The 23,583-nt window shown below is 57.1% G+C and carries 21 protein-coding genes and 2 pseudogenes; 11 read left to right on the plus strand and 12 right to left on the minus strand.

Annotated features, from left to right (window positions below; genetic code table 11):
* Positions 1 to 125: 125 nt before the first annotated feature.
* Together ABIE16_RS22605 and ABIE16_RS22610 are read right to left on the minus strand one after the other, a co-directional pair.
* On the minus strand, positions 126 to 347 hold the full coding sequence (locus ABIE16_RS22605; RefSeq protein WP_057715294.1) for a hypothetical protein: 222 nt from the start codon (positions 345 to 347) through the stop codon (positions 126 to 128).
* A gap of 828 nt (positions 348 to 1,175) precedes the next feature.
* Complete coding sequence (locus ABIE16_RS22610; RefSeq protein ID WP_429521976.1) at positions 1,176 to 2,120, minus strand: LysR substrate-binding domain-containing protein; 945 nt, start codon at positions 2,118 to 2,120, stop codon at positions 1,176 to 1,178.
* Between the two features lie 180 nt (positions 2,121 to 2,300).
* Between ABIE16_RS22610 and ABIE16_RS22615 the strand changes: the two genes are divergently transcribed.
* The 4 genes from ABIE16_RS22615 to ABIE16_RS22630 all read left to right on the plus strand — a co-directional run bounded on the left by ABIE16_RS22615 (position 2,301) and on the right by ABIE16_RS22630 (position 6,435).
* Positions 2,301 to 3,530: a CaiB/BaiF CoA transferase family protein gene (locus ABIE16_RS22615; RefSeq protein WP_429521977.1), complete on the plus strand. Its 1,230-nt coding sequence runs from the start codon at positions 2,301 to 2,303 to the stop codon at positions 3,528 to 3,530.
* Positions 3,527 to 4,321 carry a methylmalonyl-CoA decarboxylase gene (scpB, locus tag ABIE16_RS22620; RefSeq protein ID WP_090454900.1) on the plus strand — a complete coding sequence of 265 codons (795 nt, stop codon included), beginning with the start codon at positions 3,527 to 3,529 and terminating at the stop codon, positions 4,319 to 4,321. Before ABIE16_RS22615 ends, scpB begins: the two co-directional genes overlap by 4 nt.
* Positions 4,322 to 4,490: 169 nt before the next feature.
* Complete coding sequence (locus ABIE16_RS22625; RefSeq protein WP_429521978.1) at positions 4,491 to 5,843, plus strand: SLC13 family permease; 1,353 nt, start codon at positions 4,491 to 4,493, stop codon at positions 5,841 to 5,843.
* Positions 5,844 to 6,003: 160 nt separating this feature from the next.
* Entirely contained in the window at positions 6,004 to 6,435 is a 432-nt protein-coding gene (locus tag ABIE16_RS22630; RefSeq protein WP_429521979.1) for a bleomycin resistance protein, read from the plus strand.
* A 119-nt stretch (positions 6,436 to 6,554) separates the two neighbouring features.
* On the opposite strand, the gene ABIE16_RS22635 is transcribed toward ABIE16_RS22630, so the two are convergent.
* Positions 6,555 to 8,417, minus strand: a complete 1,863-nt coding sequence (locus ABIE16_RS22635; protein WP_429521980.1) for an ABC transporter ATP-binding protein — start codon at positions 8,415 to 8,417, stop codon at positions 6,555 to 6,557.
* A gap of 421 nt (positions 8,418 to 8,838) precedes the next feature.
* Here ABIE16_RS22635 and ABIE16_RS22640 point away from each other — a divergent pair, with 421 nt between their 5' ends.
* A complete protein-coding gene (locus ABIE16_RS22640) occupies positions 8,839 to 9,711 on the plus strand; it encodes a GNAT family N-acetyltransferase (protein ID WP_429521981.1) in 873 nt (290 codons plus the stop codon).
* Positions 9,711 to 10,604 (plus strand): allantoinase PuuE, encoded by an 894-nt coding sequence (puuE, locus tag ABIE16_RS22645; RefSeq protein ID WP_429521982.1) that lies wholly within the window; start codon positions 9,711 to 9,713, stop codon positions 10,602 to 10,604. The genes ABIE16_RS22640 and puuE overlap by 1 nt, the downstream gene beginning before the upstream one ends.
* Positions 10,605 to 10,805: 201 nt before the next feature.
* Here puuE and ABIE16_RS22650 read toward each other — a convergent pair whose 3' ends face one another.
* The 3 genes from ABIE16_RS22650 to arsN2 form a co-directional block, all read right to left on the minus strand.
* The gene (locus tag ABIE16_RS22650; RefSeq protein WP_057715303.1) at positions 10,806 to 11,021 is read right to left on the minus strand and encodes a hypothetical protein; all 216 of its coding nucleotides are present in this window, start codon (positions 11,019 to 11,021) and stop codon (positions 10,806 to 10,808) included.
* A 132-nt stretch (positions 11,022 to 11,153) separates the two neighbouring features.
* Positions 11,154 to 11,927 (minus strand): ParA family protein, encoded by a 774-nt coding sequence (locus ABIE16_RS22655; protein WP_057715304.1) that lies wholly within the window; start codon positions 11,925 to 11,927, stop codon positions 11,154 to 11,156.
* A 150-nt stretch (positions 11,928 to 12,077) separates the two neighbouring features.
* On the minus strand, positions 12,078 to 12,527 hold the full coding sequence (arsN2, locus tag ABIE16_RS22660; protein ID WP_349736164.1) for an arsenic resistance N-acetyltransferase ArsN2: 450 nt from the start codon (positions 12,525 to 12,527) through the stop codon (positions 12,078 to 12,080).
* A 186-nt stretch (positions 12,528 to 12,713) separates the two neighbouring features.
* Here arsN2 and ABIE16_RS22665 point away from each other — a divergent pair, with 186 nt between their 5' ends.
* Entirely contained in the window at positions 12,714 to 13,169 is a 456-nt protein-coding gene (locus ABIE16_RS22665; RefSeq protein WP_349736163.1) for a VOC family protein, read from the plus strand.
* Positions 13,170 to 13,341: 172 nt separating this feature from the next.
* Here the strand turns inward: ABIE16_RS22665 and ABIE16_RS22670 are convergent, their stop codons facing one another.
* Positions 13,342 to 13,794, minus strand: a complete 453-nt coding sequence (locus ABIE16_RS22670; protein ID WP_429521983.1) for an Lrp/AsnC family transcriptional regulator — start codon at positions 13,792 to 13,794, stop codon at positions 13,342 to 13,344.
* A 184-nt stretch (positions 13,795 to 13,978) separates the two neighbouring features.
* Between ABIE16_RS22670 and ABIE16_RS22675 the strand changes: the two genes are divergently transcribed.
* Positions 13,979 to 14,596 carry a LysE family translocator gene (locus ABIE16_RS22675; RefSeq protein ID WP_429521984.1) on the plus strand — a complete coding sequence of 206 codons (618 nt, stop codon included), beginning with the start codon at positions 13,979 to 13,981 and terminating at the stop codon, positions 14,594 to 14,596.
* 8 nt (positions 14,597 to 14,604) lie between these two features.
* Here ABIE16_RS22675 and dsdC read toward each other — a convergent pair whose 3' ends face one another.
* From dsdC to ABIE16_RS22690, 3 genes are all read right to left on the minus strand, one after another.
* Positions 14,605 to 15,573 carry a DNA-binding transcriptional regulator DsdC gene (dsdC, locus tag ABIE16_RS22680; protein ID WP_057716629.1) on the minus strand — a complete coding sequence of 323 codons (969 nt, stop codon included), beginning with the start codon at positions 15,571 to 15,573 and terminating at the stop codon, positions 14,605 to 14,607.
* Positions 15,574 to 15,734: 161 nt separating this feature from the next.
* A complete protein-coding gene (dsdA, locus tag ABIE16_RS22685; RefSeq protein ID WP_429521985.1) occupies positions 15,735 to 17,087 on the minus strand; it encodes a D-serine ammonia-lyase in 1,353 nt (450 codons plus the stop codon).
* A gap of 43 nt (positions 17,088 to 17,130) precedes the next feature.
* Positions 17,131 to 18,471, minus strand: coding sequence for a gluconate:H+ symporter (locus ABIE16_RS22690; protein ID WP_429521986.1), 1,341 nt, complete (start codon positions 18,469 to 18,471; stop codon positions 17,131 to 17,133).
* Positions 18,472 to 19,132: 661 nt separating this feature from the next.
* Between ABIE16_RS22690 and ABIE16_RS22695 the strand changes: the two are divergent.
* The 3 genes and pseudogenes from ABIE16_RS22695 to ABIE16_RS22705 all read left to right on the plus strand — a co-directional run.
* Positions 19,133 to 19,675: pseudogene (locus tag ABIE16_RS22695) on the plus strand (patatin-like phospholipase family protein); the annotation flags it as partial.
* 322 nt (positions 19,676 to 19,997) lie between these two features.
* Positions 19,998 to 20,129: pseudogene (locus ABIE16_RS22700) on the plus strand (IS30 family transposase); the annotation flags it as partial.
* A 227-nt stretch (positions 20,130 to 20,356) separates the two neighbouring features.
* On the plus strand, positions 20,357 to 21,298 hold the full coding sequence (locus tag ABIE16_RS22705; protein WP_057715310.1) for a GlxA family transcriptional regulator: 942 nt from the start codon (positions 20,357 to 20,359) through the stop codon (positions 21,296 to 21,298).
* Between the two features lie 117 nt (positions 21,299 to 21,415).
* Here ABIE16_RS22705 and ABIE16_RS22710 read toward each other — a convergent pair whose 3' ends face one another.
* Together ABIE16_RS22710 and ABIE16_RS22715 are read right to left on the minus strand one after the other, a co-directional pair.
* On the minus strand, positions 21,416 to 22,864 hold the full coding sequence (locus tag ABIE16_RS22710) for an amidase family protein (protein WP_429521987.1): 1,449 nt from the start codon (positions 22,862 to 22,864) through the stop codon (positions 21,416 to 21,418).
* A gap of 242 nt (positions 22,865 to 23,106) precedes the next feature.
* Positions 23,107 to 23,553 carry an HvfA family oxazolone/thioamide-modified RiPP metallophore gene (locus tag ABIE16_RS22715; protein WP_057715312.1) on the minus strand — a complete coding sequence of 149 codons (447 nt, stop codon included), beginning with the start codon at positions 23,551 to 23,553 and terminating at the stop codon, positions 23,107 to 23,109.
* Positions 23,554 to 23,583: the final 30 nt, after the last annotated feature.

Below are 23,583 nucleotides of genomic sequence, written 5' to 3' on the forward strand. Positions count from 1 at the left end.
AATCGCTTGATGGCTTGGGATGTACTCTGCCCCTCGTGATAGGCATCAATTGGCCAAAAGTTGACGATTGAGAACCGGGCGTGCTCGACCAGAAGCTATTACGACGAGGCGAAAATTTTTAGCCTTCATGCTCCTTTATGGACATCTTCCACCGAATGGGCATATCGCTTCGTGGCCTCCATAACCAAGCCCTTTCGCTCGTCACGATTGATGAAACCTTTGATTGAATAGTCCTCGGCAAGCCGAAGTAATTCTTCGTATTGCTCTTGAGCAGTCGCTCGAATTTCGGGCATAGCCAGCATTGATTGCCATGTCTCAAGCGCTTGCGCTTTTCGGTCTTCGTACATGATTACGACTCCCAAAGCCCTTGTTGCGATAGAGCCATGCGAGCAGCGGAATGTTCACCAAGGACGACGTGTGGCATTTCCCAGTCAGAAGGATTGATGATGACACCCACGAACAACATACAGACCGGCGTGCCATAGCCAGGTCTTTCGGTTGCGCAAATGGGACCTAAGACGGGACGCCCATTCATCAACGCAAAGCATAATGAGGTGAACGTCCACGACAAAAAAATGGACATAACGTTGAGGGATTAACGCACAAGTTATGCAAATCCCAGGAACGACAGGACAACCGCGACCACCACTACTAATCCGACAATGTAGATGATGCTGTTCATGATTTTCACCTCTCAACCTGAATGAAATTGCGCGGCGAAGGTGTGCTTTTGTTATCACTAAACCTTGCCCGCTGTTCAATCGACAACAACGAAGCTCAATTTGCTCCTGTGCAAACTTCTCTGAGTGACGAGGTGGCAAAAGATACGACAGGTGGGTAAATGCTCGAAGCAAAGACGCTGAGCTTGCCCACTACACCGTCCTGAGCGAAACGTTCAGAGAATCCGACATTCAAATTCCGGTTTACCCGCACCTTGAGCTTTTGCCTGAACCTGGGCTTCGAGTTGTTCCCTAGCCAGGCGCTAATAGAATTTTGAGGCCCCTTCAGGAGGGCGCAAGGATGAATGTGAGCGAAGAAGCACATCGACTAGGATTGCCGACACCGTAATGGCCGTTCTGCATGTCCGCTATGGTCATTTGCTGCCCTGCGTGGCAGGCAGCAATCGGCAAAAAGCAGCCGCTCACGAACGACTACTTCCGACCCAATAAAGCCTGTCAGTAGTCTTGGAGGTTCCTTCCTTTGACAGGTTCATCTGCCCACCCCGGCTGCCGCTCGAACGCCTCGAACAGCTCGAAAATGGTCGACTTGACCTTCTGCACGGCATTGCTCTCTACAACCGTGTCATGCCAGCACAGCGAAAGATCCCGCTTGAACAGTCGATGATCGATCCTGGCCAGCTTGAGCCTGTGTTGCACAAGCTCAACATGGGCCGCGGCCCACGGCAGGATCGTGACACCGAGCTGCGCCTTGACGGCTGAGAACAACAGGTCGGTGGAATTGGCTTCGAATTCAACCTCGCATTTCAGGCCGGCCTCCTGCAGTGCAAATTCGACCCGACTGCGAATGGTGTTCGGAGCACAGGGCAGCACCAGCGGCATCTTCGCCAATGCCTCAATCGACACCGGTTCATCCGGTAATGAAAACTCCGGCCACGCCACCAAGTACAGCGTTTCGGTTAACAGCCGCCGGAAAGCCATGCCCCGGGTTTCGACCACATCGACATTCACCGCCAGTGCCACTCGCCCTACCGTGATCAGACGTCCGAGTTCGGCGCTCGGAGAATCAATCAATTCCAACTTGATACCCGGATAACGGCTGCGAATCGTGCGTGCGAGCGGAATTGCCAGCATGCGCGCCGTACTCGACGGCATGCCGACCGAGACTTTGCCTTGCGGGAATTCGGCGTCCTGGCGCAGCAGTTCGTGGGTGCCGTCGGCCTGGCGCAGCAGTTCGATGGCATGCCGATAAAGCGTTTGCCCAGCCGCCGTGGGAACAACGCCATGCACGCTGCGCTCGAGCAGTTGCATGCCCATGTCCTGTTCCAGGTTGCGCATCTGCTGGCTGATGGCTGGCTGCGCGATATGCAGCGTTTCACTGGCGCGGGTGATGTTCCCGCACTCGACCACCTTGATGAAATACCGCAACTGGCGCAGGTCCATGTGCACCTCCCAAGCCATATGATTTTCCGATGAGTGTAGAGGAATATCATATTTGAAGGTTATGAGATACGGCGCCTAGACTCGTCTCACAACACGAAGCGCTAACGGTCATCACAGGCGAATGGCGCTTCAAAGGCCTTAGTGCAATGGCCGGTATTCAACCCTTCAATGGAGAACCCTTTGCAAGCTTTGCAAGGCGTGAAAATCGTCGACCTGAGTCGCGCACTGTCCGGGCCGTTCTGCACCATGGTGCTGGCAGACCTCGGTGCCGATGTGATCAAGATCGAGCCCGGCCCGACTGGTGATATGAGCCGCACCTGGGGCCCCTTCGACCGTGGCGTGAGCACCTACTACTTATCGTGTAACCGCAACAAGCGCGGCATGTGCATTGACTTGCGCACCCCCGAAGGGTTGACCACTATCCAGCAGTTGATCGATGACGCCGATGTCGTCATCGAGAACTTCAAACCTGGCACGCTGGAAAGCATGGGCCTCGGTTATGAGGTGCTCAGCGCCCGCAATCCGCGACTGGTATTGGGCAGCATTAACGCCTTTGGCGCCGACGGGCCGATGAGCAGTTGGCCGGGTTTCGACCAGATCGCCCAAGGCTACTCGGGGCTGATGAGCCTGACCGGTTTCGTCGATGGCGACCCGACACGTACCGGCACCGCCATCGGCGATTTGACTTCGGGCATGTGGCTGGTGACAGCGGTGCTGGCTGCGCTGCTCGAGCGCGAGCGCACCGGGCGTGGCCAACATGTCAGCACGTCGCTGCTGGCCAGTCTGGTCGGGTTGCTGAGTGTGCACGGCCAACGCTACCTCAGCCTGGGGGATGTGCCGCGCCGCACCGGTAACGCCCATTCGGTGATTGCACCTTACGGAGTGTTCCAGACAAAGGATGGCCCGCTCAATCTGGCGCCGATCACCTCGGCCATGTGGGGGCGTTTGTGCATACTGCTCGATTTGCCCGAGCTGCCGGATGATTCGCGCTTCGCCACCAATGAAGCGAGGGTCGAACGTCGTGACGAATTGAGAGAGATTCTGGAAAGTCGTTTGAAAACCCGCAGCAAACGCGAGTGGACCTCGCTGTTCGTCGATGCAGGATTACCCGCCGGCCCGATCAACACTCTCGATGAGGTCTTCGACGACCCGCAGGTGCTGCACAGCCAACTGACCGAGACACTCACGCACCCGACCCTTGGTGCACTGCGTCAGGTAGTGACCCCGGTGTTCTGCGCCAATGACAGCGTTGTCAGCCGCCCACCGCCGCTGCTTGGCGAACACACCGTCGAAGTATTGCGCGAAGCCGGTTTCGACGCTGCATCAATCAACGCACTGCTCGCCGCTAAAATAGTGTTCCAGAATTCCGATGACATGACCGGCGTGCAATCGACAGGAGCCGCACAATGAATTCAGCCTCTTCCACAACAGTGACCGTCAACCGGGTCGATGAACGCATCGCGCGGCTGGTCTTCAGCAACCCCACACACCGCAATGCACTCAGCGCGCAACTGCTGACGGCGCTCGACGAAAGTCTCATCGCACTGGCGTCACAACGCATCCCGGTGGTGATCCTCGGCAGCGAAGTCGGCCAATCCGTGTGGAGTGCCGGCCACGATATCCGCGAACTGCAACACGACCGCGACCCGATTGCCTATGGCAAACCGCTCGAACAGGTATTGCGCCGCATCCGCGCCTATCCCGGCGTGGTGGTTGCCCTGGTGTCCGGCTCGGTGTGGGGCGGCGCGGTGGATCTGGTAATGAGCTGCGACATGGTCGTCGCGGACCGCAGCGCAAGCTTTGCCATGACTCCGGTGAACATTGGATTGCCCTACACCACCAGTGGATTGCTGCGCTTCTTCAACAATTTGCCGATTCACGTGTTGAAGGAAATGTTTTTCACTGCACAAAAGCTCGATGCGGTGCGGGCGGAACGGTTTGGTCTGGTCAACCGACTGGTCGACACTGATGTGCTGGAAGCGACCGCGCTGGAACTGGCGCACGGCATCGCCTGCAAAGCGCCGCTAGCCGTTGCGGCGGTCAAGGAACAGCTGCGTATCCTCGAAGACCTGCAACCGATTCCGGTGCAGGCGATGGAGCAGATTGCCGAACTGCGCCGACAAGCCTGCGAAAGCGCTGACTTTGGCGAAGGACTGGCAGCCTTTGCCGAGCGCCGACCAGCAGCATTTAATGGCAATTAGCACGACAGCGTTGAAAGCTTCTGTGTTTGTACGATCGACTTCGCAGGCCAGCCACGCTTCCTCGTTTCGTCACGCTCGGCCCGACGCGAGTCGATTGCTAAACATCCCGAGACAATAACAACAAGGACGGTACCTGCGGGACCGTCCGAATGCGGGGAGTCAGATTGAAATGAATAATGAAATTCTGTCGATTTTAGTGCTAGTGGTCATTTTCGGCATCGCCAGCGTGTTGCCCATCAATATGGGCGCGCTGGCGTTCGCGGCGGTCTTTATCGTCGGTTCGGTGATAATGGACATGACACCGGCGACCATTTTCGCCGGTTTTCCCAGTGACCTGTTCCTGACTTTGGTCGGTGTCACCTATTTATTCGGCATCGCCCAGAACAACGGTACCATCGACTGGCTGATCGAACGGGCAGTGTTGATGGTGCGTGGCCATGTCGCCTGGATACCCTGGGTGATGTTCGTGGTGGCGGCGCTGCTCACCGGTTTCGGTGCGCTGAGCCCTGCGGTGGCTGCGATCCTCGCGCCTATTGCTCTCAACTTCGCCGTGCAGTACCGCATCAACCCCGTGCTCATGGGACTGATGGTGATTCACGGCGCTCAAGGCGGCAGTTTTTCCCCTGTGAGTATTTTCGGTGGCATAACCAATCAGATCGTTGCGTCCTCCGGGCTGCCTTATGCATCGTTCACTCTGTTCATCGCCAGCCTGCTGTTCAACCTGGGGATTGCCATGGTGGTATTCGTAGTCTTCGGTGGTTTACGTAGCGCTCGCCTGTCATTGGTGGTGGTCCCATCCGGTCCCGAATTGCATGCTGCCGGTGCATCGCTGGCCATTCTTGGCCACGGTGGTACGCCGGCGTCCCCTGCTTATCATCGTACTGACCTGACAGGTGCCGGTGCGCCGCTACATACCCTCAGCGGCCTGGACGGGGCCAAGCTGTCGACGCTGGTCGGGCTGTTGGCCCTGGCGATCTCGGCATTAGTGTTCAAGTTCAATATCGGGTTGGTGGCCATGACGGTCGCGGTAGTCCTGGCCATGTTCGCACCTAAGGCGCAGAAGGCGGCCATTGACAAGGTCAGTTGGTCGACTGTTCTGCTGATCACCGGGATCATCACTTACATCGGAGTGATGCAGACCATCGGTACCATCGACTATGTCGCCCATGGCATCTCCGGCTTGGGTGAACCGCTGCTGGTCGCTTTGCTGCTGTGCTTCACTGCCGCAATTATCTCGTCCTTCGCTTCGTCCACGGCGTTGCTAGGGGTGATCATTCCCCTGGCCGTGCCATTCTTGAGCCAGGGCCACATCAGTGCGGTCGGCGTGGTCGCGGCTATCGCCATTTCCACCACCATCGTCGACACCAGCCCGTTCTCCACCAATGGTGCGCTGGTGGTTGCCAATACCCCCCCGCTGGAGCGAGAAAAAGTGTTGCGCAGTCTGCTGATCTATAGCGCGGTGGTTGCCCTGGTGGGACCCTGTGTTGCCTGGTTGACCCTGGTGGTGCCCGGGGTGCTCTGAGCTTTCGGGTCAGGCCCTGATCAGCCTGATGGACTCAATTTTTCCGTCACCGGCCACGAGGGGTAAATTCCTGCACGATTTTCGGAAGGGAAGAATCGAAGCCATAAGTGCAGAACCTGCCCGCCCGCAAAAATGAGCCTTTTGAAATGGAAGTCATCTCATGTTCGAACGTAACAAACTGGTTCCGGAGTTAATGGTAAGCAACCTGGATAGCAGCCTGGCTTTTTGGGTTTATTGCCTGGAGTTCAAAGTAGCTTATCAACGCCCGGAAGATGGATTTGCATACCTTGATTTGAATGGTGCTCAAGTAATGCTTGAGCAGGTTGATTCGGACGCGGGTCAATGGCTGACTGCGCCGTTGACTAAGCCGTTTGGAAGAGGCATCAACCTGCAGATTGATGTTGAGGCTGTCGCACCCGTCATCCAAAAACTTGATCAGGTTGGATTTCCTCTCTATCGAGAATGCAAAGACACCTGGTATCGGGCGGACAATGTAGAAGTAGGCCAGCGCGAATTCATCGTCCAGGATCCCGACGGTTATCTCGTAAGGTTGGTAGAGCGGTTGGGTGAGAGACCGGCTTGCTCAACCTGAATCTGAGCCAAGCCGACCGTCAGCTTTGGGTTGTGGATTCAACCGGTCGGTAGCTGCCCATCGCGTCAGGCAGCTATCGGCCAGTCGGCGCCCCTCCCCCTGCTGCGCACCCTTCACACTCACGCCTGATCCATAGCCTCTTCTACCACGCCCTTATCCTCCCCCAGGAACCCGCCGCTTTGATGCTGCCAAAGCCGCGCATAGACGCCATTCTTCCCGAGCAATTCGGTGTGGGTGCCCTGTTCGATGATGCGTCCGTCATCCATGACAATGAGCCGATCCATGGCTGCAATCGTGGACAACCGATGGGCGATGGCGATCACCGTCTTGCCCTGCATCATTTCATCGAGGCTTTCCTGAATGGCCACTTCGACTTCCGAGTCCAGCGCGCTGGTGGCCTCGTCAAGAAGCAGGATCGGGGCGTTCTTGAGCATCACCCGGGCAATCGCGACGCGTTGGCGCTGGCCGCCCGACAGCTTGATGCCCCGCTCCCCCACAAGGGTGTCGTAGCCGGTATGGCCTTGCCGGTCGCTCAATTGGCTTATGAATTCATCGGCCTGGGCACTGGCCGCGGCGCTGCGGATTTGCGCATCGGTCGCATCGGGACGGCCGTAGGCGATGTTGTCGCGAATGGAACGGTGCAGCAGGGAGGTATCCTGCGTGACCATACCGATGCAGCCGCGCAGGCTGTCTTGCGTCACTTGCGCGATGTTTTGGCCGTCGATGCGAATCTCCCCGCTGTCGACGTCATAGAAACGCAGCAGCAAGTTGATAAGCGTGGATTTGCCGGCGCCAGAGCGGCCAACCAAGCCGATTTTTTCGCCCGGGCGGATGCTCAGGCTCAGACCATCGAGCACCTGGCGTTCGCCATTGTAATTGAAGCTCACCTTATCGAAGGTTACCGCGCCGCCGGAGGTCACGAGCACGCCGGCACCCGGCGCGTCCTGCACCTTGGTGCCCTGGGTCAGCGTCGCCATGCCATCCTGCACGGTGCCGATGCTCTCGAACAGCGAGGTCATTTGCCACATGATCCAGTTCGACATGCCATTGATACGCAACGCCATGGCGGTGATTGCCGCCACGGCACCTGCGCCGACCTCACCCTGGTGCCATAGCCACAGGGCATAACCACCTGCTGCCATGATCAACGCCACCACCAATGCCTGGTTGACGATTTCGAACTGGCTTACCAGGCGCATCTGGCGAAAGCCGGTGTGCTTGAAGTCCTCCATTGCTGCGCGCGCGAAGTGCGCTTCACGATTGGAGTGGGAGAACAGCTTCACCGTAGTGATGTTCGTGTAGGCGTCCGAGATACGCCCGGTCATCATCGACCGCGCATTAGCCTGTTCCTGCCCGACTTTCCCCAGACGGGGCACGAAGTACAGCATGGCCAGGCCGAACAACACGACCCAGGCAACGAAAGGCAGCATCAGTTTCAGAGCGAAGCCACCGGCCAGTGCGATGATCGCAATGAAATACACCCCGATCCCGGGTGCGATCTCGATAAGGGTGAATAGCACGTCGCGCACCGCTAGCGCAGTCTGCATCACCTTGGTAGTGACTCGGCCGGAAAACTCATCTGAAAAAAACGAAAGGCTTTGTCGCAGCATCAGGCGATGGAAGTCCCAGCGCAGCCGCAACGGCAAGTTAATCGCCAATATCTGGTGCTGCACCATGGTGCGCAACGCCACCAGCCCGACACTGGTCACCATTACGATGCCCATGCCCCACAACACGCGACTTTCCTGCGCAGCCGCTTCACCGCCTGCCTGCCAGGTCGAGAGCAGGTCCACGACCTGCCCGAGGAAGGAAAACAGCCAGGCTTCGTAAATCGACACACCGGCACTTAGTAGCGCAAGTGCAAGGATGTAACCGCGGGCGCCCCGCGTACAGGCCCACAGGAAGCGAGCCAGGCCATCGGGTGGCGGTGGTACCTCGTCAGGAGGAAAGGGGTCGAGCCTTCGTTCAAACGCACGAAGCATGGTGTTCTCCAAAACGATCAAGTTGAGGGGATTCTGCCATTGAACGGTTGCTTTGAGGGTTTTGCGAAGTTGAGATGTGGCGCTGTTGGCAGGTCGCTCCCAGGATTGGGTTGCCGGGTGCTGGCTATCAAACGTTGCCAGAGACCCGGTCGGCAGGGATAAATTGGCCGGTATCGAAGGGAACTGGTCAAGACCGGACGTTCATCCAAGGAGCGCTTTCGGCCGACTCTGTTGAAAAAGTCGACCATGGTTTCCGCAGCAGAAAACAACCGGGCCTCGCGCTCAGGACAATTCAATGGGACCGAACATATTCTGCAGGTGACGTGACGAACTGGATCAAAACTCGGGTTGAAGCTATACCGAAAGGGTTCAGAGTGGGGATGGACCACACGCTCGATTAGCGACTGAGGAGAACTTCGCGGTGTCGAATCAGCTGGTCATACGCAACATGACCCGTCCCGAGCTGGACGAGCTCGTCGATTGGGCTGCCCGTGAGGGTTGGAATCCCGGTCTCCACGATGCCGAGCTGTTCTGGGCGACGGACCCTGCCGCTTTCATCGCGGCGTCCCGGGGCGGCGAATTGATCGGCGGCGGTGCCATCACCTCCTACGATGGCGAATTCGGTTTCATGGGCTTTTTCATCGTCCGGCCTGAATATCGCGGTCAAGGTCTGGGCAATACCCTCTGGCACGCACGCCGCGAGCGACTCCTCGCCCGCCTGCGCCCAGGCGCGAGCATCGGCATGGACGGCGTCTTCGCGATGCAGGACTACTACGCCAAGGGCGGTTTCGTCTTCTCCCATCGCAACATGCGTTTTCGTGCCGAGATCACCGAACGCCCGGCGACCTCGCAAATAGACGACCAGGACATCGTCCCGCTGGCCACTTTCCCGCTCGATCAGGTTGTCGATTACGACCGCACCTGCTTCCCCGCCGCGCGCGCAACCTTCCTGAGCGGATGGATAGCCCAAGCCGATGCACTCGCCGTGGGTTGCCGGCGCGAGGGCAGGCTAAGCGGCTATGGCGTAATCAGGCGCTGCCGGGAAGGCTGCAAGATCGGCCCCTTGTTCGCCGATGACGCCCTGGCAGCCAATGCCCTCTACGCGCGCCTGGCGGAATTTGCGCAGGGTGGCCCGCTGTTTCTCGATGCCCCGCAGAACAACCCCGCCGCGATGGCGCTCGTGCACCAACAGGGCATGATCGAAGTTTTCGGCTGCGCACGCATGTACCTCGGCCCTCCTCCGGCGATCGCGCACGAACGTGTGTTCGGCGTCACGACTTTCGAGCTGGGCTGATGTCCGCTCGCGACCTCATCGGTTATGGCGGCTGCCCACCCCACCCGCGCTGGCCCGGTGAGGCGCGCGTCGCGGTCCAGTTCGTACTCAACATCGAAGAGGGCGCGGAGTCATGCATCCTCAATGGCGATGCACAGTCGGAGGCCTGGCTTCACGAGCTACCGGGCCGTCCGCCGCGTGTGGGGGAACCGGACTTGAGCGTAGAGGGCATGTACGAATACGGATCGCGCGCAGGCGTGTGGCGCATTCTGGAGCTGTTCAACGCCCGAGGCCTGCCGCTGACCGCTTTCGCCGTCGGCCGGGCACTGGAACTCACCCCGGCGATTGGCCATGCGCTCTGCGCTGCCGGGCATGAGATTGCCGGGCATGGCTACCGTTGGCTGGACTATCGCGACATGCCTGAAGACCAGGAGCGGCGCCATATCCGCCTCACCCTCGACGTGATCGAGCAGATCTGCGGTAAACGCCCCACAGGTTGGTACACAGGAAGGGTCAGCCAGAACACCCGCCGCCTGTTGCGTGAGGAAGGTGGGTTTCTCTATAGCTCGGACGCTTACAACGATGACCTGCCCTATTGGCTCCCAGGCTCGCCCGCCCACCTGGTGATCCCTTACACGCTGGTCAACAACGACGCCCGCTATCTGCTGGCGAATGGTTTCACCTGCGGTGAAGACTTCTTCCGGCTGCTCAAGGATGCTTTCGACCTGCTGTGGCAGGAGGGCGCGCACCACCCGAAGATGATGAGCGTCGGCCTGCATGGGCGGATCAGTGGCCATCCTGGTCGTGCGATGGCGCTGGCGCGTTTTCTGGATTACGTGCAAGGCCACGACGCGGTGTGGATCTGCCGGCGCGAAGAGATTGCCAGGCACTGGATTGCCCAATTCCCCGCCTGAGTGATAAGTGGCTCGGGACGGCCTGAGCCACGCTCAATGAAGTGGCAATATATTTCGAACCCCAGTACGCGACCGTGCTGGCTACAAACAAATCGGGTGGGCGCGCTATGCGGTTCAACACCTCAATCCGCTAATCCACAATGAACAACTTCGCTGTGGTGGTGGCGGGATCCACCGGCTGAATCCAGAAGAGATGACTGCTCATGCGAGCTTTATGGTGCCGCCCTGGATATCGTCGCGCGCCATCCGCAAGTCATTGGCATCGCGGTTGAGCTGGTGAATCATGTTGAGCAACCGCTGACGAAGCACCTCGTCCTGGAGCTGTTCTGCTGCGCGCATCACATCAAGCGCCGCTACCTCATTATTGGTTGCGACGGAGTCGAGCAGTTTGCGCATGCTTCTTGATGGCCGATTCATCTCCAACCCCCCAGGTTTCAGTGACGCGAATCATAAGGCTGGAATGTTTCGCCAGTGTTTCAGCTGCACGAACGGGTTCTGAATCGCCGACTCCGGCTGAGTCGACGCTAGCCGAATCCATCAGTGATGAAGCTAAGCGGCCCGCTCCAGGGCATCCAGCAAGCCAACAAACTCCAGCGAAAGCCTGTGGCGAGGAGCCAAATGGACGAGAGGGACTGAAACTTCGTGAGATTCACGCATCTTGACAGAGCTGCTCAGGTAAACCGGTAGCAGAGGTAAACCCTCTGCCAACAGCTCATCAATGAGACTTTGGTGCATGCCAGTGCGCTCGGTGAACTGGTTGACCACCACCCCTTCCACTTCCAGTGATTCGTTGTGATCACTACGTAGATCTTCTACCTGCGCAAGAACGCGATACAGCGCCTGACGAGAAAAGCTGTCGCAATCGAATGGAATCAGTATTCGATCGGCAGCCACCAGTGCACTGAATGTGTAGAAATTCAGCGACGCAGGTGTGTCGATATAGATGCGTTCATAATCCCCGGACAGCTCAACCAATAACTTGCGTAGCTTGTTGATCTTGAACTTGCTCTCAAGTTTTGCCTGAATGTCTGAGAGTTCAGGGCTGGCAGCCACCAGGTGAAGGTTGTCGTAAAGGGTCTCGGTTATGGCCACTCGATTCCTTCTGCCTTCGAAGCCGCTGGACAGTGTCTGTTTGAAGAAATCGGCTATGCCTGCGGGAATGCGCTCGTTGAGTAGTCCCGTGAGGTAGTGAGTCGAGTTTGCCTGGGGATCGAGGTCAACCAGCAGCGTTCGGTAACCTTCGGCAGCACTTACAGCGGCAAGATTGCAGGCAATGCTGGATTTTCCAACACCACCTTTCTGATTGAATACGACACGACGCATCGGGCTTGCTCATCCATGAAAGTGGCCTAAGGCCAACTGAAGGAAAATCTAAGTAGTCATTTCAATTCTATGACCGCAACATTACAGTTTTACGACAGCCCGTCCATCAGGCCAGCTTCAATCACTCGGAGTGCTGATGCACATCAATGACTAATCAGTACAAGGGGGACCGTTAAGCAACTTGCGCAGATACTTCGCCGATGCAGGGCACAAATGCTTGAATTGAACTGTCTGGGTGATAGCCGCAGGCGCCTCGTCCCTGCCAAGCAGTTCGTATCCATTGGCAGAGAAAAAACCAGCAGCGCCTTGAGTCAACAGGTGCAATCGGACTGCGCCTTGAGAGACCGCATAGCGTTCCAGTTCAGACAACACCGCTTTACCCAGCCCCTCTCCACGATGCGTCTCACAAACGACTATTGAGCGAAGCAACAGATCGGAACCCGCACCCTCGAGCCCTCCATAAGCCACCCACTCCCCATCCACTTCGAATCGGTAAAACTGTCGATCTGGTTCACTGACATCACTGAAGGGCAGCCCTGCCTGGCTTAATGACTTACACAGATGATCCAGATCCCTCGGCCCTACTTTTCTTGCCTGCATTGCCGCCCCCCCTTGCTTCTGACTCACTGAGTTTCACGGTAGTAATTACTGGTGTCGACAAGATCACTGCAACGCAAGAGAGCGGTTAATGGCATGCTGACCTCGGTCTGTGATTGAGCACTCTCAAGATCGGTACCCATTTCTCATCCATGGTCAATAGGACGCAGGGGCGGCAGGAGGCATGCAATGGAACTGAAGTTCAGTCACATCGATGTATTGGTCAAGAATCTCGACGAAGCCTGTGCTTACTACGTACAGATACTGAACGCCAAGATCTCCAAAACGCTTGTCTGGGAGCGAGGTGGTCTGCACGTGCGCTACGCGATTGCGCTGATCGGTCAAGAGCGTTTCATGTTAGTACAGCCGTTGGCCGGGAACCTGAGGGAGCTATTGGACTCCTCGGGTGAAGGGATGATTTATCGCCACTGCTATTCGACGCCGGACATCGAGAAGGCCTATGACGAACTGATGGTCGCCGGTGTCCAGCCAGAAGACGAAAACGGAAAGCCATTGGCCCGCGCGAACCTGCAATCCCCGTCCGGGACACGCATTATCTGGTTGCCCAAGCGCTTCGGGCACTTCTCTATCGAAATCCTGGAAGAAAAGGCGCTAGAGGCATTTGTAGAAGCTGCATTTGCCTGAGTGATGCGGCGATAAACGTCTGCTTGCTGTGGATTCAACGGTCATACCCATTTTTTGCATGCCCGAGAAGCACCTGTACTGACAGACAAGGGAACCACTTTTTCAACAGAACCGGTCAGAAGCAGCCTCCCCCCACAAAATCCTGAAATAAACAGAAGATGTGCCGCGCCGATCACAAAGGTAGCGGTCTGTCTTGAATGACCCGCTTCATGACCAGGGTCGAGGTGAGCCGTTGCACATTAGGCAATGTCGAGAGGCTCTCATCGTAAAGCCTTTGAAAGGCGGGCAAGTCCTGGGCAATGACGTGCAGCAGGTAGTCCGGCTCCCCAAACAGCCTTTGGGCATCGACCACCTGAGGTATTTCAATGAGCGCCGCCTCGAACGCCTCGACGGCTTGCCGGTCACCCTCGCGGAGCGTGGCAAATACCATTGCGGAAAAATTCAGGCCCAGTGCACCGGGATCAAGCTGCGCACGGTAGCCCAGCAATACACCGGAGTCCTCCAGTGCCCGCACTCGCCGATGACAGGGTGAAAGGCTCAAGCCGACGCGTTCGGCAAGTTCAGTGACCGAAAGACGGCCATCCTTTTGCAGCTCGGCAAGAATCTTCCGGTCAGCTCTGTCCACGTAGAATAATCTCCCTCACTGTGACGAAAATACGACCACATTTGAAAGTTAATTCTAACAACATTTCATTAATCTTCCCCCATCCATTAACAGCCGTACTCCTCTTCAGGAAACAAGAGGGGCGGCCTATGAGAGGCGGGATGATGAATAACGCGATGATTGATGAACGGGCGTGGGTGACGCCATGACCTTCAGTGTCTTTGTTGCCTTCTGGGCGGTGTCGTTTCTGTTCGTCGTTACGCCCGGAGCGGATTGGGCCTACGCGATATCCGCTGGCCTGAAGCATCGCGTCGTCATACCGGCTGTGGGCGGACTGCTGTCCGGCCACCTGATTGCCACATTGGTGGTAGCCGCTGGTGTCGGCACCCTGGTCGCCAACCATCCTGGGGTCATGTCAGTGCTGACGGTGGCCGGGGCGGGTTACCTGCTTTGGTTGGGCATCAACATGCTCACCCGTCCCTCCACACCCCACACCGATGAAGTTCAGGCGTCAGGCTCATGGTTGCGCTGGGCGCTCAAGGGGCTTTGCGTCAGCGGCTTGAATCCGAAAGTGTTCCTGCTGTTCCTGGCGCTCTTGCCCCAGTTTGCCGATGCCACTGCCCCCTGGCCTGTACCGACGCAGATGATCGCGCTCGGGCTTGTCCACACCGTCAGTTGTGGCGTTATTTATCTCTTGGTCGGTTTTGGCTCACAGGTTGTTCTAAAGGCACGCCCAGCCGCCGCTCAGTGGGTCAGTCGTTTCTCCGGAGCGATCATGATCATCATCGCCGTGACGCTGTTTACCGAACAGATGCCGGCTTGATTGCCTCATCAGGACAGGTCGTCGTTCTCATCCAGAGGTGATGATTGATGTGCGCATTCTCGTAGCCAATTCATGAAAACCAGCAATCGCTTAGGGATAGTGCCGAGCGACGGGTGAACCAGATAGTAATCGTAGTGGCCTGAGCGGCTGAATTCAGCGACCGGCAGGACGAGCTCGCCGCGATCAACCCGCTTCTGCACAAGCTGCTGACGGCCAATCGCAATGCCGGCGTGGTTCATGGCTGCGGTCACACATAAATCAGAGCGATCGAAGGTCAAGCTACGTTTGGGAAGTGCCGCGAGCATGTTGTGTTGCTCTGCCCAAAGCGTCCACTCGGCATCATAGGCCGCATGATCCCACGCCAGGGAGTCATGCAAGATTGTGCAGTTCCTTAAGTTGTCCGGGTTCTCCTCCAGGCGATGGCGTCGCGCATACTCGGGACTACACACCGGGGCCAGCCGCTCGCGCATCAACCGATGGCTCGTCAACCCGGGAAACTCGCCATTGGCGTAGTACAGAGCCAAGTCGATTTTACGGGTTCGAAAGTCGACATTGTCATTGCCTACCCGCAGGTCCAATGACACCAAGGGATATCGCTCGATAAAATCCGCCAGCCTGGGAACCAGCCAGCATTGGGCAATGGAAGGCCTGACATAGAGCGCGATCGAGCCGGCAATTTCCGCCTGTGTCGATTGCTCGAGTGCCTCGGACAATTCTCCCATCGCATTCTGGAGTATTTCGAAGATACGCTCGCCTTCGTCGGTCAGGCTGACCTGCCGGGTCAGGCGCTGGAACAGCTTCATGGATAAGGCGGTTTCCAGACGACTTATGCGGTGGCTCACGGCGCTTGCGGTCAAACACAGCTCCTCTGCCGCACGGGCGAAGCTCAGATGACGAGCGGCAACCAAAAAGGTGTGAAGGTTCGCGAACTGGCTGCTGTTGAGCCTGGAGCTGATACGTGGAGGAAGGTTGAGCACGACAGTTTTCCCTCAAACCCAAAAGCCGCCTTGCGTTGTACGCATTTCCAGCGGGCAAACGTAACGAATGTGGCAAGACGTTGATCTTGCCACATTCGGTTCAGGCTTAAATCAGCGAGAACTCTGTCGAGTCCAGGCAATTCGGGTCCATTCAGACCAGATTAACCTTTGGCGAGCAATTCACGGCCCTTGGCCAGATAAGCTTCCATCTCGTCGCTAGGCACCATATTGCCGCCCGTTGCCCAAACCAGATGGGTGGCTTGCACCATGGCCTGACGGTCCAGGCGCGCACGAGCCAGGTAGCCCTGCTGGTCGGCCTGGACTCTGGCAATGCCGGGCACGCCGGCGAGCGCGGATGGCTCGAGGCGCACACCTTCGCTGCGCTCCATCAGTGCCAGCAAACTGTACATTTCCTCGTCGCTGACCGTGTAGAAACCATCAAGCAAGCGCTGCATGACCTTGCCGACAAAACCTGAAGCGCGTCCGACGGCCAGGCCGTCCGCAGCCGTCACGTTGTCGATGCCGAAGTCTTGCACGCTCACTTCGTCGTGCAGGCCGGTATAGACGCCCAGCATCATGCATGGTGAGTGTGTGGGCTCGGCGAAGATGCAATGGACAGCGTCGCCAAAGGCTAGCTTCAGGCCGAAGGCCACGCCGCCTGGCGCGCCACCCACCCCACAGGGCAGATAAACAAACAATGGATGTTGCGCATCCACGGTGATGTCAGCCGCTGCCAATTGCTTTTTCAGGCGCTCGGCAGCCACCGAGTAGCCCAGGAACAGGTTGACCGAGTTTTCATCGTCCACAAAATGGCAGGCTGGATCGGACTCCGCTTGTTGACGGCCTTGCGAGACGGCCACACTGTAATCGGAGGAGTACTCAATAACGGTAACGCCGTGTGAACGTAACTTGTCTTTCTTCCATTGCCGCGCATCCGCCGACATATGCACGGTCACCTGGAAACCCAATGCCGCCCCCATGATGCCGATGGACATGCCAAGGTTGCCGGTCGAGCCAACGGCTATTTTGTATTGGCCGAAAAAGGCACGCGCCTTATCGCTGTCCAGCACCGCGTAGTCATCATCAAGCGTCAGCAGATTCGCGGCCAACGCCAGGTCTTCGGCATGCTTGAGTACTTCATAAATACCACCGCGCGCCTTGATGGAGCCCGAAATCGGCAGATGGCTGTCCCGCTTGAGCCACAGCGCCCCTTGCAACGCCTGACCGTAGCGCTCGCCGAGCAATTGCTGCAGGTGTGGTACGGGCAGAATGTCCGATTCGATAATGCCGCCACTGCACTCCGTCTCCGGAAACGCGCGCCGCAGGTAAGAAGCAAAACGCGTCAGTCGCGCGCTGGCATCGGCGACGTCTGCGGCCGTCAACCCCACATCGCCAATCGATTCCGCGACCGGGGCCACGGCAGGGTTGAACCAAGTGGTTTCTTGCAGCGCGACCAGATCGCGAATCAAAGGATAACTGGCGTACCAGCTTTCAAGTGTCTTGCCCAAAATCATGGCGTGGTCCCTTTAAACAATCAGGCGGAAAATACGGGTTGAATCAAACGAATTGCGACAGCAGCAGGGTCAGCCCCAGCGCAATCAATGAAGCCAGTACGGTGGCCGAGGTGAATTTCTTCAACGCTTCGGCGAGTGAGACACCCAGGTACTCCTTGACCACCCAGAAGGCCGAGTCCGTCACATGGGTCCAGCCAATGGCGCCGGCACCGATGGCAATGCAGATAATTTCCTTACTCACGGTGGGATGAGCGCTCAGCATCGGCATCACCATGCCGGCGGCGCTGATCATTGCCACCGTTGCTGAACCGACGGCGAAGTGCATCAGCCCTGCCACCAACCACGCCAGGACGATGGGATTCATATTCAATTGCGTCAACGAACCGGACAGCGCGTTACCCACGCCGCTGTCGACCAGGATGCCGTTGAATGCCCCACCGGCACCGATGATCAGCAGAATGCTGGCCAGCGGAGGAAAGCTCTTCTGAGTGTGCGCGAGCAAGTCAGGCATTGATAAGCCGCGGCGCAAACCCAGCGCCCAGTAAGCGAACACCACAGCAATGGACAGTGCTATCAGCGGCGTGCCCAGGAACGAAACGATACTGAAGAGCCAGGAGTCATGGGGCAGTCCGGCCGCAAAACTTTTACCGACCATCAGCAGCAGTGGCAGCAAGATGGTCAGCAGTGTCAAGCCAAGGCCTGGCAAGTCCCGGGTCGCGCTGTCAACGCAATGTTCGTCCAGAAAAGCTTCTTGAGTGTCGGGCGCTTCACTCTTGCAGACCAGCTTGATCCACAGCGGCCCGGCAATGATGGCGGTAGGCAGCGCGATAATGAGGCCATACACAATGACCTTGCCGACATCGGCGCCCAGCAGCCCGGTGATGGCCATCGCGGCAGGGTGCGGGGGCAACATGCAATGAACCGCCATCAGCGACACGGCCAAGGGCACGCCCAGGTACAAAAGGTTGATCCGGGTCTCTTTGGCGACCACATAGATCAGGGGAATCAGCAGAACGAATCCAACCTCGAAGAACACGGGGATACCCGCGATAAACCCTACAAGCATCATGGCCCATGAGGCACGCTCTTTACCCAGGGTGCTCAATAGCGTCTGGGCAATGCGCTCCGCGCCACCGGATTCTTCCAGCATCTTGCCGAGTATGCCGCCAAGGCCAATGATCGTTGCCAGGAATCCGAGTGTTCCACCGACACCTTTTTCATAGGAAGAGGCCATTTGCGCCAGTGGCATGCCGGAACCGATGCCCACCACAAAGCTCGCTGCGGTCAAGGCCAGGAATGCGTGGACACGCACTTTGACGATTAGAAAAACGATCAGAATGATGGCGGAAAACAACACCACCAATAGAGTGGGACCACTGTGCATACAATCTCCTGAAAGAGCTTTTATTGTTGAAATAAGTGATCTTGGTCACTCAGCTTTTCGGCATTAGAGAGCGCAACACAGGGACCTGACAAAGGATGGATTTTCAAGGGATGGATGACATGAGGTCATCTATGGTGAGTGCATGGCGTGAAGTGATGAAAGTTCGAGCCATATCTACAAGGGACTGGAGGCTATCAAAGCCTGGAAGCAAGCCTCGCAGGCCAAGTGAACCTGAAGCACGGGGCCAATGAGTTTTTTTATCATGTCAAGGAGCGCAAAATGAGCTGGCTGGCGTTCGAATGATGTGTCGCAGTCGGCTGGAGTGCAGACATCTCGGGCACCATGGGTAAGGACTTTCTCGAGTACGATGAGCGCGCGCTTGCTGTCGACTGCAGGGGCCGGAGGAGGCGTTTTGAAACCATTCGCGCTCAGACCTGGCGCCTCGACGCTGAACATGTTCCTGCAAGGGGGCTTGCCACGCCGTGATGCTGTGCCGCAAACGTTAACGGAAAAAGCGGTCATCCCTGGCATTCCCAATGCTCGCTATTGGTTGGACCACGACCTGACTCTGTTCATTCAGGATGCAACTGAGGGCAACAAACGCGAGAGCGAGGCTCTCGCCAAGGCAGGGAAACCGAACAACATCCTGCCGCTGGCAAATATGCTGGCAGTTTCGGGAGGCGGTGACGCAGGCACATTCGCAGCAGGACTCATTACGGGGTGGACCACGCATGGGACTCGCCCCATGTTCAAGGTCGTCACGGGCATTAGCGCGGGCGCCCTGGTCGCCCCGTTCGCTTACCTGGGATCCGAGTACGACGAAGTCATTCGGTATATCGCCAACGCCATCGGTCCAAAAGACGTTTTTCATTCGCGAAACGTGCTGACCCGTCTTGCCAGCGACGGTATAGCGGACAGCAAACCACTGTCGCGGCTCATCACAAAGTACATCACCGCGGAAATTCTTGCGGCGATTGCGTCGGAATACGCCAAAGGGCGAATCCTGCTGATCGGCACAACCGACCTTGATTCAGGGCGGCCAGTCACTTGGAACATGGGCACTATTGCCGCAAGCGAAGCACCGGGAGCGCTCGACCTCTTCCGCAACATCATGATCGCGTCGATGAGTATTCCCGGCGCCGTCTCACCCGTCATGATCGATGTAGACGTTGACGGCAAACAGTTTCAGGAAATGCACGTGGACGGTGGGGTCATCACTCAGGTGTTCCTTTACCCACCTGGCACAAAGATGGCGCTGAACAGAGCCACCGGAGCACCTTTGCGACTCGAACGGCATTTCTATGTCATTCGTAATGGGACACTGGAGCCGCAGTGGTCCGGGACGAAACGCCGTACATTGAGCATCGGCGGTCGAGCCATCAGTGCATTGATTCAAACTCAGGGGATCAGCGACCTGGAGCGAATTTACCGTATGGCGCAGCAGGATGGAGCGGATTTCAATCTTGCGTACATTGGCTCCGACTTTTACTTTCCGCGCAATAAGAAATTCGATGGCGAGTACATGAAGCGTTTATTCGATTACGCCTTTCAACTCAGCGCGAAGGGCTATCCGTGGCATAAATCACCGCCCTCGGAAAACTCTGAACTACGAAACACCCGCTGAACGATTGAGCCAATCTGTTGCGTCGACCGGTTGAGTCCACAGCCAATGGCCAGAAACCAAATCTCCACCTGGCAGCGCGAATGCCCCTACCGCCGATCTATTCCTTATAGACCCCGACCTTCACATTACAGCCCGCCTTCGTGACCTTTGAATAACAAGGGAATCGACCGGCATTTTCTCAGGGGCCGAGTGGGATGCAAGGTGATTGACCATGGCTTGAAATACTCGTATAGCTCATGTCAGGCCACAGAGGTTTGTCCTATGATCACGATTGGCTTTGTTTTGCCGCACGGCTTCCAAATCATGGGATTGGCAGCAGTTTCCGCGTTCGAACTCGCTAACGGCACGGCGAATGAGCCGTTGTATGGCATCCGACTCCTCTCGGAGAGCGGTGGCGCTGTTCCCAACTCGTTTGGTGCCCCTGTTGAAACGAGTCCGCTGTCGAGCAGCAAGGTTGATACGCTGATCGTCACTGGCTCGATGCATCCGGCACCCTCTCCGTCTGACTTGATAACGCAACTGCGTAAGGCATCCGAGTCCACACGGCGCACTGCATCGGTCTGCACGGGGGCCTTTATACTTGGTGAAGCAGGATTGCTCGATGGTCGACGAGTCACCACGCACTGGTTTCATGCGCGCGATCTTCAGAAACAGTTTCCGAAAGCACATGTAGAGGACGATCGAATTTTCATCATCGACGGACCTATCTGGACCTCCGCCGGGATGAGCGCCAGCATAGACTTGGCGCTTGGCATGATCGAGAAGGATTTTGGCCCGGAACTGTCCCGTAGGGTTGCCCAAGACTTGGTCGTCTATCATCGACGTGCCGGCGGACAGTCTCAGCACTCGGCGCTGTTGGAGTTAGACGCCAAGTCCGATCGCATCCAACGTGCATTGGCACACGCCCGCCAGAACCTGCGCGCCCCACTTACAGTAGAAGAACTGGCAATGGCAGCCCATCTGAGCCCAAGGCAGTTCAGTCGAGCGTTTCGAGCCGAAACCGGACAATCGCCCGCCAAAGCAGTCCAACACCTTCGTTTAGAGGCAGCGAGGGTAATGGTAGAGCAAAGCCGTCATTCAATAGACGAAGTCGCCTCCGAAACCGGTTTTATCGATACAGAGCGAATGCGCCGAGCATTCTTGCGTGCATTCGGGCAGCCCCCGCAGGTTCTGCGACGCAATGCGCGATTGGCGGAAGTTTAGGAATGCTGATCACTATGGGATTGAATTAAATTTTGCGACCCGGACCAGTTAAGTCCGGGCCATGACTAGACGTATCTCCGTTAACCACGGTTACACAATTGATACATGTCCTATCGTTCAGACGGAGCGCGCTACCGCTCCTACTGCCGCCTCCACGCGACGAGCAAGTTCAAGGAGCTTTCGGTCGTCACCATTCTTGCCGTCTATTTCCAGACCGATAGGAAGTCCGTTGCTGGACATTCCCATCGGAATGCTAATGCCCGGCAACCCTGCGATGCTCCCAGCGACGGTATGCCTCGCGAGAGCCAGGTCGTCGACCTCCTGCCCTGCGATGGTGAACTTCGTCTGTTGCTCAATCGTTGGTGCAGGACAGGGTGTAGTTGGCATGATGAGCGCCTGAGCCCCACTGCTGGAAAATGCCATGTTAAATCGGCGCTGGATTTCCGGACGATCATGATCAAGCGCGGTTTGATATGTCTCATGGGAAATGAATCCAGCGCCACTCGGCAATACAAGATGGCCCCAAGCATCTTTCAAGCCAGGCTTCAATTCATTGTAGATATCTTCAAATGAGCTCGGTATCCGATTCTTGCGAAGGAAGCCTGCGACCGACTCCATCGTCTCATGGAAGAAAATACTCCACGTCGACCTTTCGGTCATGGCGAAAAAATCTTCACCAAGGTCTACTTCGACAACTTCCGCACCAGCGTCACACAGCCGACGAATCGTCTCTTTGAAGTGCTCCTCAACTTCATGATTGATACGCTCAAGATGTTGCCGGGGAGCATAGGCTAGCCGGATTCCTCTAAGACCCGTCCAGTCACCATGAACGGTAGATGTGGCCTTCGTGACGACCTGGTCGATCAGTGCGCAATCCTCGACGGTGCGCGCGAATACACCCGCTGTATCGAGCGTATGGGAGATGGGAGCAATCCCATCACCAGACCACCGCCCCGGGCTGGGCTTGAACCCCACTACACCACAGAACGACGCTGGCACGCGGATAGAACCCACGGTGTCACCGCCGAGAGCCGCGGGCACGATCTGAGCGCCTACCGATGCTCCCGCGCCACTCGAAGAGCCTCCGGTCACGTGTTCAGGATTGTGCGGATTTTTCGCCTGGCCGAAGTGGCTGTTATGTCCGGTCAAACCATATGACATTTCCACAAGATTGTTCTTGCCGAACACTATGCCCCCGGCATCCTTGATCGCTCTAACGACCTCTGCATCTCGAGCTGGCACAAAGTTCTCCAAACTGCGGATGCCGAGTGTTGTCCGTAGACCTTGCGTTAGATAACTGTCCTTGACCGCAACCGGAACGCCCAACAACGGGGCGGTAGAACCAGTAGCGCGAGTGGTATCACAGGCTCTCGCCGCGGCAAGTACTGCGGCTTCGTCGATCGTGATAAAGGCGCCCAGGTCAGAGAAAGTGTGAGCTCGCCGAAGTAGCGCCGCAGTATAGGATTCTGACGAAATGTCGCCTCTACGTATGGCGGCAGCCGCAGCAGCAACACCAAGTTCGCTGAACCTGTCAGGTGATATTCCAGTGTCATCGCCCTTAAGCATATAAACCTCACGGTAGGTTGGGTTGAGACGAGGGATGCTCCCGTCATGACTTGAATCTACCCACACCGCGCAAAGTCCGAAATGTCGAATATACCTCGTTTAGGGACATTGCCCGTCCGCCAATGGATCAGAGCGACCTAACGAAGATCCACATCGCGTTGAGATAAGGTCAACATCGTCGGCAGAAACATAAAAAAACGCCCCCGCGTAAAGCGGAGGCGCATGACGATGAAGTGAATGGTTCACTCCTTGGTAGAGAACAGACCATTGGGCAGTTCCTTGCCGTTCTCGTTATAGGCCGCCTTGACGCTCAGGTACGACTCCATTTCATCAATGTAGCCGTCTGTGTTGGTGTCCTTCTTCGCGAATACGGCTTGCCCCTTCGGCTCAACCACGAGGAACTCGGCGCGCGAGATTCGCGCATCATCATCAGTATCGATCGCGTTGAAGATCGCATCACCGCACTGGCCCTCACCGCACTTCCCTTCGGTGGTCTTTGCCTGTGTCTTGGTCTCCGTGCCACCGCACTTACCTTCACCGCACTTCCCTTCAGCTCCGGTGTGCGACGCGGCAAGCATGTAGCCTTGCGGCAATTGTTGTACGGCAAAAGCCGATCCACTCAGAACGATCCCGGCCAGCGCGACACTCATCAGACCAATACTCTTGTTACGGATGGTTTTATCAGACATTACATTTTCTCCAGGTGGGGTGCGGCGAAG

It is taken from the genome of Pseudomonas sp. 2725, from assembly GCF_050434585.1.
In the GTDB taxonomy this organism is placed as follows: Bacteria; Pseudomonadota; Gammaproteobacteria; order Pseudomonadales; family Pseudomonadaceae; genus Aquipseudomonas; species Aquipseudomonas jessenii.